This is a genomic window from Occultella gossypii, from assembly GCF_019947135.1.
GTDB lineage: Bacteria > Actinomycetota > Actinomycetes > Actinomycetales > Beutenbergiaceae > Occultella > Occultella gossypii.
Genome location: NZ_JAGSHT010000015.1, coordinates 45335 through 58849, shown reverse-complemented (window position 1 = coordinate 58849; position 13515 = coordinate 45335). Strand labels below are relative to the sequence as shown.

The following is a 13515-nucleotide window of genomic DNA, read 5'->3' as shown; positions in this document are numbered from 1 at the left end:
CTGCACCAGGGCCTCGTCGAAGTCGTCGCCGCCGAGCCGGTTGAGGCCGGCGGTGGCGAGGACGTCGTGGTCGGTGTCCCGCACGTCCACGAGCGAGGCGTCGAAGGTGCCGCCGCCGAGGTCGTAGACGACCACGCGGGTACGTCGGGAGCTCACGGTCGTACCGCGGCGGTGGGTGTACTCGAAGCCGGCGGCGGATGGCTCGTTGACCATTGCGGTCACCGTGAACCCGGCGCGCCGGAAGGCCTCCAGGGTGAGATAACGCTGCGCCCCGTGGGCGTGCGCCGGGACCCCGACCACGGTCCGGGCGGCCTCACGTGCCCGGGCGTTGCGGGCCGCGCGGGGCAGGTTGGAGCGTTCGTACAGGGCGGTCCGGAGCGCCGTCAGGAAGCCGGTCAGGACGTCCAGGATCGGCTCGGTGCGTGTCCCGATGGCCACCGGCGTCGCCCCGGTGACATCGGGTGCGGCGAGCGCCCGCTTGAAGGAGCGAAGCGTCGCCGCACCGGCGTGGCCGGCCACCACCGCGTCGAAGCCGTAGACGAGTTCGCCGGCGTCGTCGGCCACCACGGACGGGAAGTGGTCGTGCGCGTCGCCATCACCGTCGAGGAAACTCACCACCGGGTAATTGCCCCGGTCGGTGGCGGCGACGATGGTCCGGGTGGTGCCGAGATCGACGCCCAGGTGCATGGCCTCAGCCTAACAACGCAGCCCTCAGGCGGCCGTGCCGTATCGCGGAGATCCGGGACCTGCCGTCGAGCGGCTGCGGCCGTCGGCGACCTGCCCGTCCGCGAGGTCGCTGTCGGGCTCCAGGGTGGCGCCGGGCGCCACCCTGGCCTGAGCGCCGATCCGGCTCCGGCTGCCGATCCGGGCACGCGCGCCGACGTGGGCGCCCGGCCCGATCCGGACGTTGGACGCGATCCGCGCCCCGGCGTCGATCCGGGCTCCGGGTTCGATCCACCCGCCGGAGCTGATGTGTGCCCCAGCGCCGATCACGGCACCTGGGTCCACCCACACGCTCTGCGCGAGGTAGGCACGCTCATCCACGGTGGCGCCGGTCGCAACCAGGCCACCACCGTTCTCGTGACGGCGATAGCGCACGGACCGGCCGTCATCGTGGTCGAGGACTTCATACTTCTTGATTCGCATGGTTCTGACATAACGCGCGACGACCGGTAGATGTTCCCGGGGGAGCGTGCGGTACGCCAACGCGGCATCGGTGGACGAAATGGCACCAAGCCGCCAAGAGTCGGGGCGTTCGAGGGAGCGTTCGCCTCGGTGGGCCCGGTCAGATGTCCCGGTGGGCCGGACCGGACGGCGTCGCGATCAGGAACTCCGGTGCGGTGAAGCCGGCATCGGCGAACGCCGCGGAGACGGCCTCGGCCACGGGCTGCGCGGTGCCCGCCTCGATCAGGGCGATGGCGGAACCGCCGAAGCCGCCACCGGTCATCCGGGCTCCGAGGGCGCCCGCGGCCCGGGCCGTGGCGACGGCGACGTCCAGTTCCGCGGAGGTCACCTCGTAGTCGACGCGCAGCGACTCGTGCGAGGCGTCCATCAGGGGCCCGACCTCCCGGACCCGGCCGGTGTCCAGCAGCGCCACGAACTCGGTGACCCTGGCGATTTCGGTGACCACGTGCCGGACCCGGCGGCGGCTGACGTCGTCGCCGAGGGCGGCCAGCGCGTCCGAGAGTCCGGTGGGGTCGATCTCGCGCAGGGTCGGTACTCCGAGTGCCCGCGCGGCCGCCTCGCAGGTGGCGCGACGCTGGGCGTACTGGCCGTCCACCAGGGCGTGCTCGGCCCGGGTGTCGATGACGAGCAGGTCGAGTCCGGCCGCAGCCAGGTCGAACGGCACCTGTCGGGTGGAGCCGTCGCGGCAGTCCAGGAGCAGGGCGTGGCCCGCCGCGCACCGAAGCGAGGCGGCCTGGTCCATGCCGCCGGTCGGCGCCCCCGCCACCTCGTTCTCGGCCCGCACGCACGCCTGCGCGAGGAACGCCCGGCCCGCGTCGCTCGACGGGTCGGGACCCGTCCACGCCGCGCCCACGGAGTCGGCGATCGCGACGGCGAACGCGGACTCCAGCGCTGCCGAGGAGGACAGCCCCGCCCCGTACGGAACGCAGGAGGCGACCGCGGCGTCGAACCCGGGCACGCTGACCCCCGCCTGGGCCAGCGCCCAGGCGACGCCGGCCGGGTACGCGGGCCAACCCTCGACGGTGCCCGGGCCGACTGCGGTCAGCTCCGACGACCACGCGCCCGACTCACGGCCCGAGACCAGGCCCAGTCCGCCGTCGTCCCGGGTGCGCAACGCCACGAACGTACGGTGCGGCAGCGCGACCGGCAGGCACAGACCGCCGTTGTAGTCGGTGTGTTCGCCGATCAGGTTCACGCGGCCGGGGGCGGACCAGACGCCGTCGGGCTCCCCGCCGAAGACCTCGGCGAACTGTGCGCGGGCGGAGGCGGCGCCCTCGGTCGGGTTCCAGGGGTCGATCATCGCGGGTCCTCGTGGTCGGGTGCGGTGTGCGGATGCTGCGGGCGCGGCACGGCGGGCGCCGCGCCCATCCTGCCCCATGGGCCGGCCGTGCGCGGCCACCGTCGCGGGTGCGGCACACTAGGAGAATGGATCGGGGGACAGTGCCGGTGATCGGCGGATGAGCGCTCCGGAGCGGATGGGGGCGCAGGTTCGCATCGGGGTGTCCATTCCGATCCCGGAGCCGTACAGCGCGACCCTGACCCGTGCCCGCATCGAGGCCGGCGATCCGTTGGCCCACTCGGTGCCGCCGCACATCACCCTGATGCCGCCGGCGGTCGTCGAACCCGATGATCTCGCCGAAGTGACCGAACACCTACGTACGGTCGCCGCCGAGCATCCGCCGTTCGTGGTGGAACTGGGGGGCACGGACTCGTTCCGACCGATCTCTCCGGTGGTGTTCGTGCGCCTCGCCGCCGGAACGCAGGCATGTGAGCGGCTGCAGCGGGCCATCAACGCCGGGCCGTTGCGACAGGAACTCCGGTTCCCCTACCACCCGCACGTGACCATCGCACACGAGATCGACGACGCCGGCCTGGACGCCGCGAACGCGGCCATGGAGGCCTTCGATGCGGTGTTCCCGGTGGCTCACTTCTCGCTCTACGAGTACGGCGACGACGGCGTCTGGCGGGGTGTCCGCAACTTCGTGCTGACCTCCTGATCGTCACGCCCGCGCCGCGCGTGGGCGGCCCGGTCCGGTGCTCGTCGAAGTGCGGTGCACCCCCGGAGCCGGGAAACTGGCCCACATGGCTGCCATCACAACCCGGCTCAAGGCAATCCTGGAGTGGTGGAAGCAGACCAGGGTCGCCCGTGGCCTCGCGCGCTACGGCGCGGCCAACGGCGCGCTGCTCTCCGGCGGCATCGCGTACTCCGCGCTGTTCTCGATCTTCGCCGGGCTCACCATCGGCTACACGATCTTCATGGCCGTGCTCGGCTCGAACACCGAACTGCGCGACGCCGTCCTGGACTCGATCAGCGACGCGCTGCCCGGCATCATCGAGACCGATGACAACCCGAACGGCCTGATCAGTCCCGAGGACCTCCAGTTGTCCACCGGCGCCGGGATCGCGGGCATCATCGCCGTGGTCGTTCTCGTGAACGCGGCCACCACCGTGATGGCCGCCCTGCGCACCGCGATCCGGGCCATGTTCGGCATCATCGCGCCGAAGGAGAACGTGGTGGTCGGCAAGCTGCGCGACCTCGGCGGGTACTTCGGACTCGCCATCGCCGTCCTGCTCACCTCGGCTCTGGGCATCGCGGTGGGCGCTGCCGGTGAGTACCTGCTCGGCCTGATCGGTGCCGACGGCAGCACCGCGGGCCGCTGGGTGCTCCGGATCGTCGGGCTCGTCGTGGTGCTCGGTATGGACCTGCTCGTGTTCGTGATGCTCTACCGGGTCCTCGCCGGGGTGCACCCGCCACGCCGCGACCTGTGGCTCGGGGCGCTCGTCGCCGCCGTGGGCGCGGGCGTGATCCGCTACCTCGGCACGAGCATCGTCGGCAGCGTCGACAACAACCCGCTGCTGCAGACCTTCGCTGCCCTGATCACGTTGCTGCTCTGGGTGAACCTCGTGGTGCGCGTCACGCTGATGGTCGCGGCCTGGACGGTGAACCCACCCTCGGCGCCGGAGGTCACCGAGGAGATGATCACCCACCTCGAGGAGCACCCGAACTACGTCACGGTCTCCGAGCCCGCCACCCTCGACTGGGACCACGATCCGGTGACCGGCAAGATCCGGCCCGAGCAGCCGCCACCCGAGCCCGAGTACTGGGGCGGCCTGATCGGGTGGGTGCGGCGCAAGTGGCGCGCGGTTCGCGAGGAGTCCCGAACCCATCGCGAGGCGCTCGAGCGCCACCGGGAGCACGCCGAGCGGGACTGACGGCACCGGCACCGTGTGTCATCAGCCGTGGACATCTCGAACCAGTCGGCACCGGCCGGCTGACTCGCCGGCTTCGGGACCGACTCGCAGCGCCGGGCCCTAGGCTGACCCGATGAGCCAGACCTTCTACGCGGTGATCCCCGCGGGTGGCGCGGGAACCCGGCTCTGGCCGCTGTCACGCGCGGGGCATCCGAAGTTCCTGCACGATCTCACCGGGTCCGGTCGCACCCTGATCCAAGCGACGGCGGACCGGCTCGCACCGCTGGTCGACGCCACTCTGGTGGTGACCGGAACGGCGCACGCGGAGGCGATCGGTGCGCAACTGCCGGGCCTGTCCCAGGACGACATCCTGTGCGAGCCCAGCCCGCGTGACTCGATGGCCGCGATCGGACTCGCTGCCGCCGTGCTGCTGCAGCGCCATCCGGACGAGGACGTGGTGCTCGGCTCGTTCGCGGCCGATCACGTGATCGATGGCCGGGCGGCGTTCGAGCGTGCGGTGCGCACCGCCGTCGCCACCGCCCGCCGGGACTTCGTGGTGACGATCGGCATCGCCGCCGATCATCCGTCCACGGCGTTCGGCTACATCGAGGTGGGCAAGGCGGTCGACGGCGGGGGAGCGGCTCGCGAGGAGGGCGGCGCCCGGCATGTGGTCGCCTTCACGGAGAAACCCGACGCCGAGACCGCGGCCGCATACCTGGCGACCGGCTCCTACCGGTGGAACGCCGGGATGTTCGTGGTCCGGGCGACGGTGCTCCTCGAGCATCTGCGCCGGCTGCAGCCCGCGCTCGCCGACGGTCTCACCGCGATCGCCGCGGACTGGGACACCGACCGCCGGAACGAGACCCTGGCGCGGCACTGGCCCGCACTCACCCGGATCGCGATCGACCATGCGATCGCCGAACCGGTCGCGGCGGCCGGCGGTGTCGCCGTGGTGCCTGGTGACTTCGGCTGGGACGACGTGGGGGACTGGGCCGCGCTCGCCGACCTGCTTCCGGCGGCCGCCGGCGGTGTGCTCGGGTCCGCTGCCGACGTGGTCGTGCGGGACTCGGCCGGGTCGATCGTGGTGCCCGCGGCCGGGCGGACCGTGGTGCTGCTCGGCATCGACGATGCCGTGGTGGTGGACACCGCTGACGCGCTCCTGGTGACCACGAGGGAGCACGCGCAACGGGTCAAGGACGTCGTGGGCCTGCTGAAGGAGTCCGGGCGGGGCGACCTGACCTGATCCGGGTCGGCGTTCGACACTCCGCCCGCTGCTTCGCACGTGGGCGGCTGAAGTCGCACCCGGGTGGCTGACTTCGCACCGGCGCCCGGTGCGATGTCGGCGCCGCGTGTGCGATGCCACGGTCTGGTCCGTGGCCAACGTGACCAACTCGTGATCTCGGTGCTGGGGTCATTGGCTTGATTCCGGTGGTCAACACGTGTCAACATGTCCGCAACACGAGTTGAACGAAGGAGTTCAGATGCGAATCATCCTTGACACCGACATGGCGATGGGCGCGCCCGGTTCCGAGATAGACGACGGCTTCGCCCTCGCCCTCCTGCTCGCCGACGGCACGTTCGACGTCGAGCTCGTCACGTCCGTCAACGGCAACATCGACGTGGAGTCCGGCACCTACCTCAGCGTCGAGCTCCTCGAGCGCCTCGGCCGGCCGGAGATCCCCGTGGTCCGCGGCGCTGCGGCGCCGATCGTGGAGCCGGACCGGGCACGTTCGGCGCCGGAGGAGGTGCGGTCACGCTTCGGCCACCACAAGGCGGCCCCCGGGTTCGCCGCGGCCGAGATCGCACGTCGCGTCCTTGCTTCGCCCGGTGAGATCACCATCGTGGCGATCGGCCCGCTGACGAATGTGGCCGCAGCGATCGCGCTCGACCCGACGGTGGCAGGAGCGGTCAAGGAGATCGTGGTGATGGGCGGGGTGTTCCTCGGCCACACGAACGTGCGCCGGATGCCCGGGGAGTTCAACTGGTGGGTGGACGCGCTCGCCGCGCGGGCCGTGCTGCGCAGCGGCGCACCGGTCCGGCTGGTCGGGCTCGACGTCACCACTAAGGTGCGGCTGACCCGCGAGCACGCGGCTACGATGGCCGCCGGCGGGCGGCCCTTCGGGGAGTTCGCGGGCGAATGCACGATCGCCTGGCTCGACCGCCTCGGTCGTGAGCACCCCGGCGACCCCGAGGCCGGCCGCTCCTGCGCGATGCATGACCCGCTCGCCGTTGCGGCGATCTCCCGGCCCGAGTTGCTCACCTGGGTACCGGCGCACGTGGACGTCGTGGCCGGTGACGAGGTGGGCCGCGGTGTCGCGATCACCGACCTGCTGACCGGGCATGACGCACCGCCGGCCAACGCAACCGTGGCGACCGCCGTCGACGTGGAGGCATTCATGACCTACTTCCTCGACCGCATCGCCGCGCTCTGACGCGACCCGAACACGCAGTCCCGACCCCCCGACACCGAAGTCACGAAAGGACCCATCATGCGACGCACCACCCGTGCGGCCGGCACCGTCGGCGTCATCGCCCTCATGCTCACGGCCGCCTGCTCCTCCGGATCGGACGGCGGTGGCGACGGCGGCGGCGACGGCTCCTGGAGCCTGCCCGCCGAGGACCCGACGGCCACGATCCAGGTGCTCGGACACCAGGATGCTGCTGACATGCAGCTCGTGCTCGACGCGTTCGCCGAGGCGCACCCCACGATCACCGTCGAGTACGAGGCGGTGCCGTTCGACCAGCTCAACTCGATCCTGGACGCCCGGATCGGGAACCAGGACGGCAACCCCGATGTCTTCTGGGCGGACCAGCCTCGGATCCCGGCGCTCGCGTCCCGCGGCTACACCGAGGACCTCAGCGAGCAGTTCGCCGACGACCTCGACGCGTTCGACCCGGCCCCGGTGGAGTCCAGCTCGTTCGACGGCAGCCTATGGGCACTGCCGATCGCGAACTCCACCCAGCTCCTCTACTACAACAAGACGCTGCTGGACGCTGCCGGCGCCGAGTATCCCTCGGCCGCCGTCGAGGACCGGATGACCTGGGAGGAGGTCACCGAGCGGGCGCAGGCCGCCGTCGACGCCGGTGCGCAGAACGGCCTGCTGTTCGGGCAGGTCAACCGGTACTACCAGCTGCAGCCGCTGCCGATGTCACTCGGCGGTTCCGCGGGCGGGACCGGTGACGGGAACCTCACTCCCGACGTCACCACCGACCCCTGGGTCGAGGCGATGACGTGGTACGGCTCGCTCTTCGCCGACGGGCTCTCCCCACAGGGCGTGACCCCGGAACAGTCCGACGCGGAGTTCCTCACCGGCAACACCGCCTACATGGTGCAGGGGCCGTGGCTGTTGCCGCAGCTCTCGGATGCCACGTTCGAATGGGGCGTCGCGGCGCAGCCCGCCTTCGCCGATGGCGAGGCGGTCACGCCGACCGGTTCCTGGTCGCTGGCGATGAGCCCGTTCAGCGACGACAAGGAGGCGGCCGGAGTCTTCATGCGGTGGATGTCGGTCGAGGGCGGCGGCGGGTACGCGCTCAACTACGGCTCACCCGAGCTGCCGGCCACCCCCGAGGGCAAGACCGCCTACTTCGAGCGCGACGTGTTCGACTCCGACTCCGGTCAGGACGCGGTCGCCATCATCGACTACGAGTCGTCCAACACCGCGGTGCCACGGCTCCAGACGGTCGGGTACGTGGAGTTCGAGGAGATCCTCGGGCGGGCGTTCTCCGACGTCGCGAACGGTACGGATCCGCAGACAGCGCTCGAGTCGGCCACCAGCGAACTCGAGACCGCCTGGGCCCAGTATCAGTAGGGCCGTCGATCCGATGAGTGTGCAGCACGAGGCTCCCCGCACCGGCGTGAGGACATCACCCGGTGTGGGGAGCCCACCCCCGCGACGACTTTCCCGGCGCCACAAGGAACTCGCCTGGGCGGTCATCTTCCTGGCGCCGGCGATCATCGCGATCCTGACGCTGCGGATCGCGCCCAGCATCGGGGCCGTGATCTCCAGCCTCCACCGGGGCTTCCCCGGCGGCGTCCTCGAGCCGGTGTTCAGCGGCTTCCGGAACTACGCCGACCTGCTCGCGAACGAGGCGTTCCGCGACACGGTGGTCCGTACCGTCGTGTTCAACGTGATCATCAACCCGCTCCAGGTCGCCATCGCGCTCATGGTCGCGGTGCTGGTCACCCGCAAGATCGGTGCCCCTGGGCTCTGGCGCACGCTGATCTTCATCCCCGCCACGGTCCCGATCGTCGGGTCCAGCATCGTGTGGGGGGTCGCGCTCCGGCCGGAAGGGCCGATCAACGCGATCATCGAGGCGCTCGGCGGCACGCCCCAGCCGTTCTTCACCTCCGGCGACCAGGCCCTCGCCTCGATCATGCTCGTGCTCTCCTGGATCGGGATCGGCTACTGGATGCTCTTCCTGATCTCCGGGATCCAGTCGATCCCGGAGGAGTACTACGAGGCGGCCCGGCTGGACCGGGCCGGCCCGATCCGCACGTTCTTCTCGATCACGATCCCGCTGCTGAAGCGGCCGCTGCTGTTCGTGCTGGTCGCCGACACCGTCGCCAACTTCGTGGTGTTCGTGCCGATCCAGATGCTCACGAACGGTGGGCCGCAGAACAGCACGACGATGCAGATGTTCAACGCCTACCGGACGACCTACACGTACGGGAGCAAGAACCTCGGCGCGGCCGAGGTCGTCATCCTGACGCTGATCATGCTCGTCTTCGTCGCGATCCAGTTCCGGATGCTGCGTGAGGACCGCCCGACGAGGAGTCGTCGATGACCGCCACCACCACCCGACTACGCCGGGGCCGCTCGGAGCGTCGGTCCGTCGCGCTCACCATCCTGGCCGTGCTCGTGGCCGCCGTGTTCGCGTTGCCCGCCCTCTGGCTCCTCCTCGGGTCGGTCCGACCGAGCTCGGAGATCTTCGGCTCACTCTCGCCGCTGTCATGGCGGATCCTGGTGCCGAGCTCGGTGAGCCTCGACAACTACGTCACCCTGCTCACCGGTTCCTTCGGCCGTGCGCTTGGAGTCTCCTTCCTGGTCTGCGCACTCACGGTCGCGGTCGGCGTCATCGTGTGTGCCCTGGCCGCCTACGCGTTGGCGGTGCTGCAGTTCCGCGGGCGGGGTGCGGTGTTCGCGTTCGTCGTCATCAGCTTCATGGTGCCCTTCGAGGCCATCGCGATCCCGCTGTCCCAACTCTTCACCAGCTGGGGCCTGACGAACACCATCATGGGGCTGGTGCTGCCAGGGATCGGGAACGGCCTGGCCATCTTCAACCTCCGGCAGCACTTCCTCGCCGTGCCGACGTCGTATCGGGAGGCCGCGACGATCGACGGGGCATCCGAGCCTCGGGTGCTCTGGTCGGTGTACTGGCCACTGGGTGGTTCGGCGCTGGCGAACTCCGCACTGCTGATCTTCCTCGGCCAGTGGACCGCCTACCTCTGGCCACTGCTGGTGGTCTCCGAGTCGCGTCTCCAGGTCGCGCCCGTGGCACTGTCGCGCACCTTCGGCGAGCACACGTTCGACTACGGCCAGAACTTCGCCGGCGCCGTGGTGCTCTCCGTCGTGCCCGCCGTCATGATGTTCATTCTGCAGAGGTCGTTCGGCGGCCTCTCGCTGGCAACGGGAGAGAAATGACAGCTGGGGGAGCGCCGATCACGGTCATCGGATCCGCGAATCTTGACTACATCGTCCGGGTGCCGACGGCACCCGGACCGGGGGAGACCGTGCTGGCCGGGGCCATGCGGAAGAGCCCCGGCGGCAAGGGGGCGAACCAGGCCGTAGCCGCGGCACGCCTCGGTGGCCGGGTCAGATTCGTCGGTTGTGTCGGTGACGACGACGACGGAGCGTTGCTCCTGCGCGAACTGCGGGCGGAGGGCGTCGACAGTGCCGAGGTCGAGGTCATCACAGGCGAGCACACGGGGCTCGCGATCGTCGCCGTCGAGGACTCCGGCGAGAACTCGATCGTGGTCGTACCTGGGGCGAACTTCGCGTTGACGGCAACGCGGGTGACCCGCGTCGTGCGCCGCCGCGCGGGTGGTGGGCTCGTGGTCCTCCAGGCCGAGGTGCAGCCGAGGATCATCGCCGCCGCAGCAGCCGCGGCGCACGAGTCCGGATCCCGGTTCGTGCTCAATCTCGCGCCGTTCGTCGAACTGGACGCGGACGTGCTTGCCACCTGCGACCCGCTCGTGGTGAACGAGTCCGAGGCGGCGGCGATCACCGGGCGGCCGGTCACCAGCGTCGGTTCGGCGCACGAGGCCGCCCGGCAGCTACTCGAGCGGGCCCGGTCCGTCGTGATCACGCTCGGCGCCCGCGGGGCCGTCTGGGCGGACGCCGAGGGGGCCGGCCTGGTGCCGGCACCGGCCGTCGGCCGGGTGGTCGACACCACCGGCGCCGGCGACGCGTTCGTGGGTGCGCTGACGGTGCGCCTGGCTCAGGGTGCCGACCTGCGCAGCGCGGTCGAACTCGGCGTGCGGGCCGGGACGTACGCGGTGGCCCGGGACGGTGCGCAGTCCTCCTACGCCATGAGCGGCGAGCTCGTCGACGTGGCCACCGGGTCCTGATGTCGATGTGCCGCCGACGGCACGGTAGGTTCGGGCCGTGACGGCGAGGACGCGTTGGCGATGGCGGTGACCCGAGCGGAGGTCGCGGCGTTGGCCGGCGTCTCACCAGCGGTCGTCTCGTACGTGATCAACGGCGGCCCACGGCCGGTCTCGGACAAGGCCCGACGCCGGGTCGAGTCCGCGATCGAGGAACTCGGCTATCGGCCGAACGCCATCGCCTCCGCGCTGCGCGGCGGCATGACGCGCTCGATCGGGCTGCTCACCCCGAGCCCACGGAACCCGTTCTTCGCCGAGGTGGCCGAGGCCCTCGTCGTCGAGCTCTTCCAGCGCGGCAACACCCTCTCGATCGGGATCACCGACGACGATCCCTCCAGGGAGGCGCTGTACCTGCGTTCGTTCCTGGACCGCCGGGTCGACGGGCTGATCGTCACCTCGGTGCGCGCCATGGCCACGCTCGCGGAGCTGAGGCCGGACGGCGTACCGGCCGTGGTCTTCGACCGCGTCGGCGAGGCCGAACGCTCCGACGCGGTGTCGAGCGTGCACATCGACAACGGGCAGGCCGCCGCCTACACCGTGGAGCACCTTCAGGAGCACGGTCACCGGACGATCGCCTGCGTCGCCGGGCCGTGGCCGGTGGCGCTGTCCGCCGAACGGATCGAGGGCTGGCGCACGCAACAGGAGCGGGTCGGGGCGGACGCGAGCAACGCGCTGGTCGAGCACGCCGAGTTCTCCGAGGCCGGCGGACGTGAGGCCGCGCTGGCGTTGCTCGGCGAGTCCTCCCGGCGGGGATCCGCGGGCGCACCCGCGCCCACCGCACTCTTCGTCGAGTCGGACACGCAGGCATTCGGCGCGATCCTCGCCTGCCACGAACTCGGTCTGCGGGTGCCGGAGGACGTCGCCATCGCGGCCATCGACGGCACCGCCGCCGGACGCTTCGTGCTGCCCTCCCTCACCAGCTTCCGTCAACCGATCGTGGAGATGGCCCGGCTCGCCGTCGGGACGCTGCTCGAGCACATCCATGCCCCCGGGCTCGCGCCGGTGCACTCCGTGCTCCGCGGGAACCTTGTGATCGGGCGCAGTTGCGGATGCGTGCCCCGGGGCTGAACACCGTGGGAACGGACGCCAGGGCGGCGCCGGCGCGCGAGGCAGTAGCCTCGGGGGGTGTCGAAGCCAGCTGCCCTGACGTCCCGGATCAACGCCCTAGCCGCCGAACTCGACGCCGAGTTGCGCGCACTGCGACGCGATATCCACACACACCCGGAACTGGCGCGTACGGAGCACCGCACGAGCGAGTTGGTCGCCGCCCGACTCGAGGCGGCGGGCCTGACCGTGCACCGGGTCGCGGGCACCGGCCTGTACTGCGACATCGACCCCGCGGGCACCGCGGATGCACTGCAGTCGCGCCGGCTGCGCCGGGTGGCGTTGCGGGCGGACATGGACGCCCTGCCGCTGCAGGAGACGTCCGGGCTCGAGTACGCCTCCACGGTCAAGGGCGTCACCCATGCGTGCGGTCACGACGCGCACATCGCCGTGGTGCTCGGCGCCGGCCTCATCCTGGCGAGCCTCGCGGCGGAGGGGACACTCGAGATCGGGGTGCGCCTGATCTTCCAGCCGGCCGAGGAGTTGCAGCCGGGCGGAGCCCTGGACCTGATCGAGGCCGGAGTGCTCGCGGGCGTCGACCAGATCTACGCGATCCACTGCGACCCGAAGTTCGACGCCGGGCAGGTGGGCACTCGGATCGGGCCGATCACCAGTGCCTCCGACACGATCACGGTGACGCTGTCCTCGACCGGCGGCCACACGTCCCGGCCGCACCTGACCGGTGACGTGGTGTACGCGCTCGGCCTGGTCACGACGGTCACACCGGCCCTGCTCGGCAGGCGCCTCGACCCGCGCTCCGGGGTGAACCTCACCTGGGGCAGCGTCCGCGCCGGCACCGCGGCCAACGCGATCCCATCCGTGGGTGTCCTCACCGGGACCCTTCGCTGCCTCGACGTGCGCGCGTGGGACCGCGCCGAGGATCTGCTCCGCGAGCTGATCGACCAGGTGGTCGCCCCGACCGGTGTGGACGTGGACCTCCAGATCCAACGGGGCGTGCCGCCGGTGGACAACGATGAGCGCTGCGTGCGCCACATGGACGACGCCGCCGAGACGATCCTCGGACCCGACTCGGTCCTGCTCACCGAGCAATCGCTCGGTGGGGAGGACTTCGGCTGGTACCTGACCCGGATCCCCGGCTCGATGGCTCGCCTGGGCACACGGACTCCGGGCGGTCGCACGTTCGACCTGCACCAGGCGGACCTCGTCATCGACGAGTCCGCGATCGGGGTGGGGGCGCGGTTCCTGGCTCAGGTGGCGGTCCAGGCGGGGGCCCAGGGCATCGATCGGCGTACTCCGACGGCGTGAGCCGCACGGGGCAGCCCGCGTTCGGCCGGGAGCGGCGTTCGGTACCAGTTCGGTAACGCTTTGCCCGAACGTCTCACCATGTAACACGAACGAGATATCCGCCGGTCTACTGTCTCCCCCTAGGTGACCCACGGAACGCATCGACCGCACCGTGGGATCCGGGC

At 71.1% G+C, this 13515-nt stretch carries 12 protein-coding genes and 1 pseudogene; 10 read left to right on the top strand and 3 right to left on the bottom strand.

Going from position 1 to position 13515, the window contains the following annotated elements; genetic code table 11:
* Nucleotides 1–51: 51 nt before the first annotated feature.
* From KCQ71_RS27680 to galK, 3 genes and pseudogenes are all read right to left on the bottom strand, one after another.
* A pseudogene (locus tag KCQ71_RS27680) lies at nt 52–687 on the bottom strand (Hsp70 family protein); the annotation flags it as partial.
* A gap of 24 nt (nt 688–711) precedes the next feature.
* Nucleotides 712–1146, bottom strand: a complete 435-nt coding sequence (locus KCQ71_RS16080; RefSeq protein WP_223407704.1) for a transferase — start codon at nt 1144–1146, stop codon at nt 712–714.
* 139 nt (nt 1147–1285) lie between these two features.
* The gene (galK, locus tag KCQ71_RS16075) at nt 1286–2485 is read right to left on the bottom strand and encodes a galactokinase (RefSeq protein ID WP_223407701.1); all 1200 of its coding nucleotides are present in this window, start codon (nt 2483–2485) and stop codon (nt 1286–1288) included.
* Between the two features lie 157 nt (nt 2486–2642).
* Here galK and KCQ71_RS16070 point away from each other — a divergent pair, with 157 nt between their 5' ends.
* The 10 genes from KCQ71_RS16070 to KCQ71_RS16025 all read left to right on the top strand — a co-directional run bounded on the left by KCQ71_RS16070 (nt 2643) and on the right by KCQ71_RS16025 (nt 13351).
* Nucleotides 2643–3182 (top strand): 2'-5' RNA ligase family protein, encoded by a 540-nt coding sequence (locus tag KCQ71_RS16070; protein WP_223407699.1) that lies wholly within the window; start codon nt 2643–2645, stop codon nt 3180–3182.
* An 85-nt stretch (nt 3183–3267) separates the two neighbouring features.
* A complete protein-coding gene (locus tag KCQ71_RS16065) occupies nt 3268–4398 on the top strand; it encodes a YihY/virulence factor BrkB family protein (RefSeq protein WP_223407697.1) in 1131 nt (376 codons plus the stop codon).
* A 112-nt stretch (nt 4399–4510) separates the two neighbouring features.
* The gene (locus KCQ71_RS16060) at nt 4511–5620 is read left to right on the top strand and encodes a mannose-1-phosphate guanylyltransferase (RefSeq protein WP_223407695.1); all 1110 of its coding nucleotides are present in this window, start codon (nt 4511–4513) and stop codon (nt 5618–5620) included.
* 238 nt (nt 5621–5858) lie between these two features.
* The gene (locus KCQ71_RS16055) at nt 5859–6809 is read left to right on the top strand and encodes a nucleoside hydrolase (protein WP_223407693.1); all 951 of its coding nucleotides are present in this window, start codon (nt 5859–5861) and stop codon (nt 6807–6809) included.
* A gap of 57 nt (nt 6810–6866) precedes the next feature.
* Nucleotides 6867–8186 (top strand): ABC transporter substrate-binding protein, encoded by a 1320-nt coding sequence (locus KCQ71_RS16050; protein WP_223407692.1) that lies wholly within the window; start codon nt 6867–6869, stop codon nt 8184–8186.
* A gap of 64 nt (nt 8187–8250) precedes the next feature.
* Entirely contained in the window at nt 8251–9162 is a 912-nt protein-coding gene (locus KCQ71_RS16045) for a carbohydrate ABC transporter permease (RefSeq protein WP_223407690.1), read from the top strand.
* The gene (locus KCQ71_RS16040; RefSeq protein ID WP_223407688.1) at nt 9159–10019 is read left to right on the top strand and encodes a carbohydrate ABC transporter permease; all 861 of its coding nucleotides are present in this window, start codon (nt 9159–9161) and stop codon (nt 10017–10019) included. The genes KCQ71_RS16045 and KCQ71_RS16040 overlap by 4 nt, the downstream gene beginning before the upstream one ends.
* Nucleotides 10016–10945 (top strand): ribokinase, encoded by a 930-nt coding sequence (locus KCQ71_RS16035; RefSeq protein ID WP_223407686.1) that lies wholly within the window; start codon nt 10016–10018, stop codon nt 10943–10945. The genes KCQ71_RS16040 and KCQ71_RS16035 overlap by 4 nt, the downstream gene beginning before the upstream one ends.
* A 60-nt stretch (nt 10946–11005) precedes the next feature.
* A complete protein-coding gene (locus tag KCQ71_RS16030) occupies nt 11006–12049 on the top strand; it encodes a LacI family DNA-binding transcriptional regulator (protein ID WP_223407684.1) in 1044 nt (347 codons plus the stop codon).
* A gap of 57 nt (nt 12050–12106) precedes the next feature.
* On the top strand, nt 12107–13351 hold the full coding sequence (locus KCQ71_RS16025; RefSeq protein WP_223407682.1) for an amidohydrolase: 1245 nt from the start codon (nt 12107–12109) through the stop codon (nt 13349–13351).
* Nucleotides 13352–13515 lie beyond the last annotated feature (164 nt).

Bases quoted from the DNA above. Each gene is read 5' to 3' on its own strand.
- KCQ71_RS16080 (WP_223407704.1), bottom strand. From the start codon at position 1,146: ATGCGAATCAAGAAGTATGAAGTCCTCGACCACGATGACGGCCGGTCC.
- galK (WP_223407701.1), bottom strand. From the start codon at position 2,485: ATGATCGACCCCTGGAACCCGACCGAGGGCGCCGCCTCCGCCCGCGCA.
- KCQ71_RS16070 (WP_223407699.1), top strand. From the start codon at position 2,643: ATGAGCGCTCCGGAGCGGATGGGGGCGCAGGTTCGCATCGGGGTGTCC.
- KCQ71_RS16065 (WP_223407697.1), top strand. From the start codon at position 3,268: ATGGCTGCCATCACAACCCGGCTCAAGGCAATCCTGGAGTGGTGGAAG.
- KCQ71_RS16060 (WP_223407695.1), top strand. From the start codon at position 4,511: ATGAGCCAGACCTTCTACGCGGTGATCCCCGCGGGTGGCGCGGGAACC.
- KCQ71_RS16055 (WP_223407693.1), top strand. From the start codon at position 5,859: ATGCGAATCATCCTTGACACCGACATGGCGATGGGCGCGCCCGGTTCC.
- KCQ71_RS16050 (WP_223407692.1), top strand. From the start codon at position 6,867: ATGCGACGCACCACCCGTGCGGCCGGCACCGTCGGCGTCATCGCCCTC.
- KCQ71_RS16040 (WP_223407688.1), top strand. From the start codon at position 9,159: ATGACCGCCACCACCACCCGACTACGCCGGGGCCGCTCGGAGCGTCGG.
- KCQ71_RS16035 (WP_223407686.1), top strand. From the start codon at position 10,016: ATGACAGCTGGGGGAGCGCCGATCACGGTCATCGGATCCGCGAATCTT.
- KCQ71_RS16030 (WP_223407684.1), top strand. From the start codon at position 11,006: ATGGCGGTGACCCGAGCGGAGGTCGCGGCGTTGGCCGGCGTCTCACCA.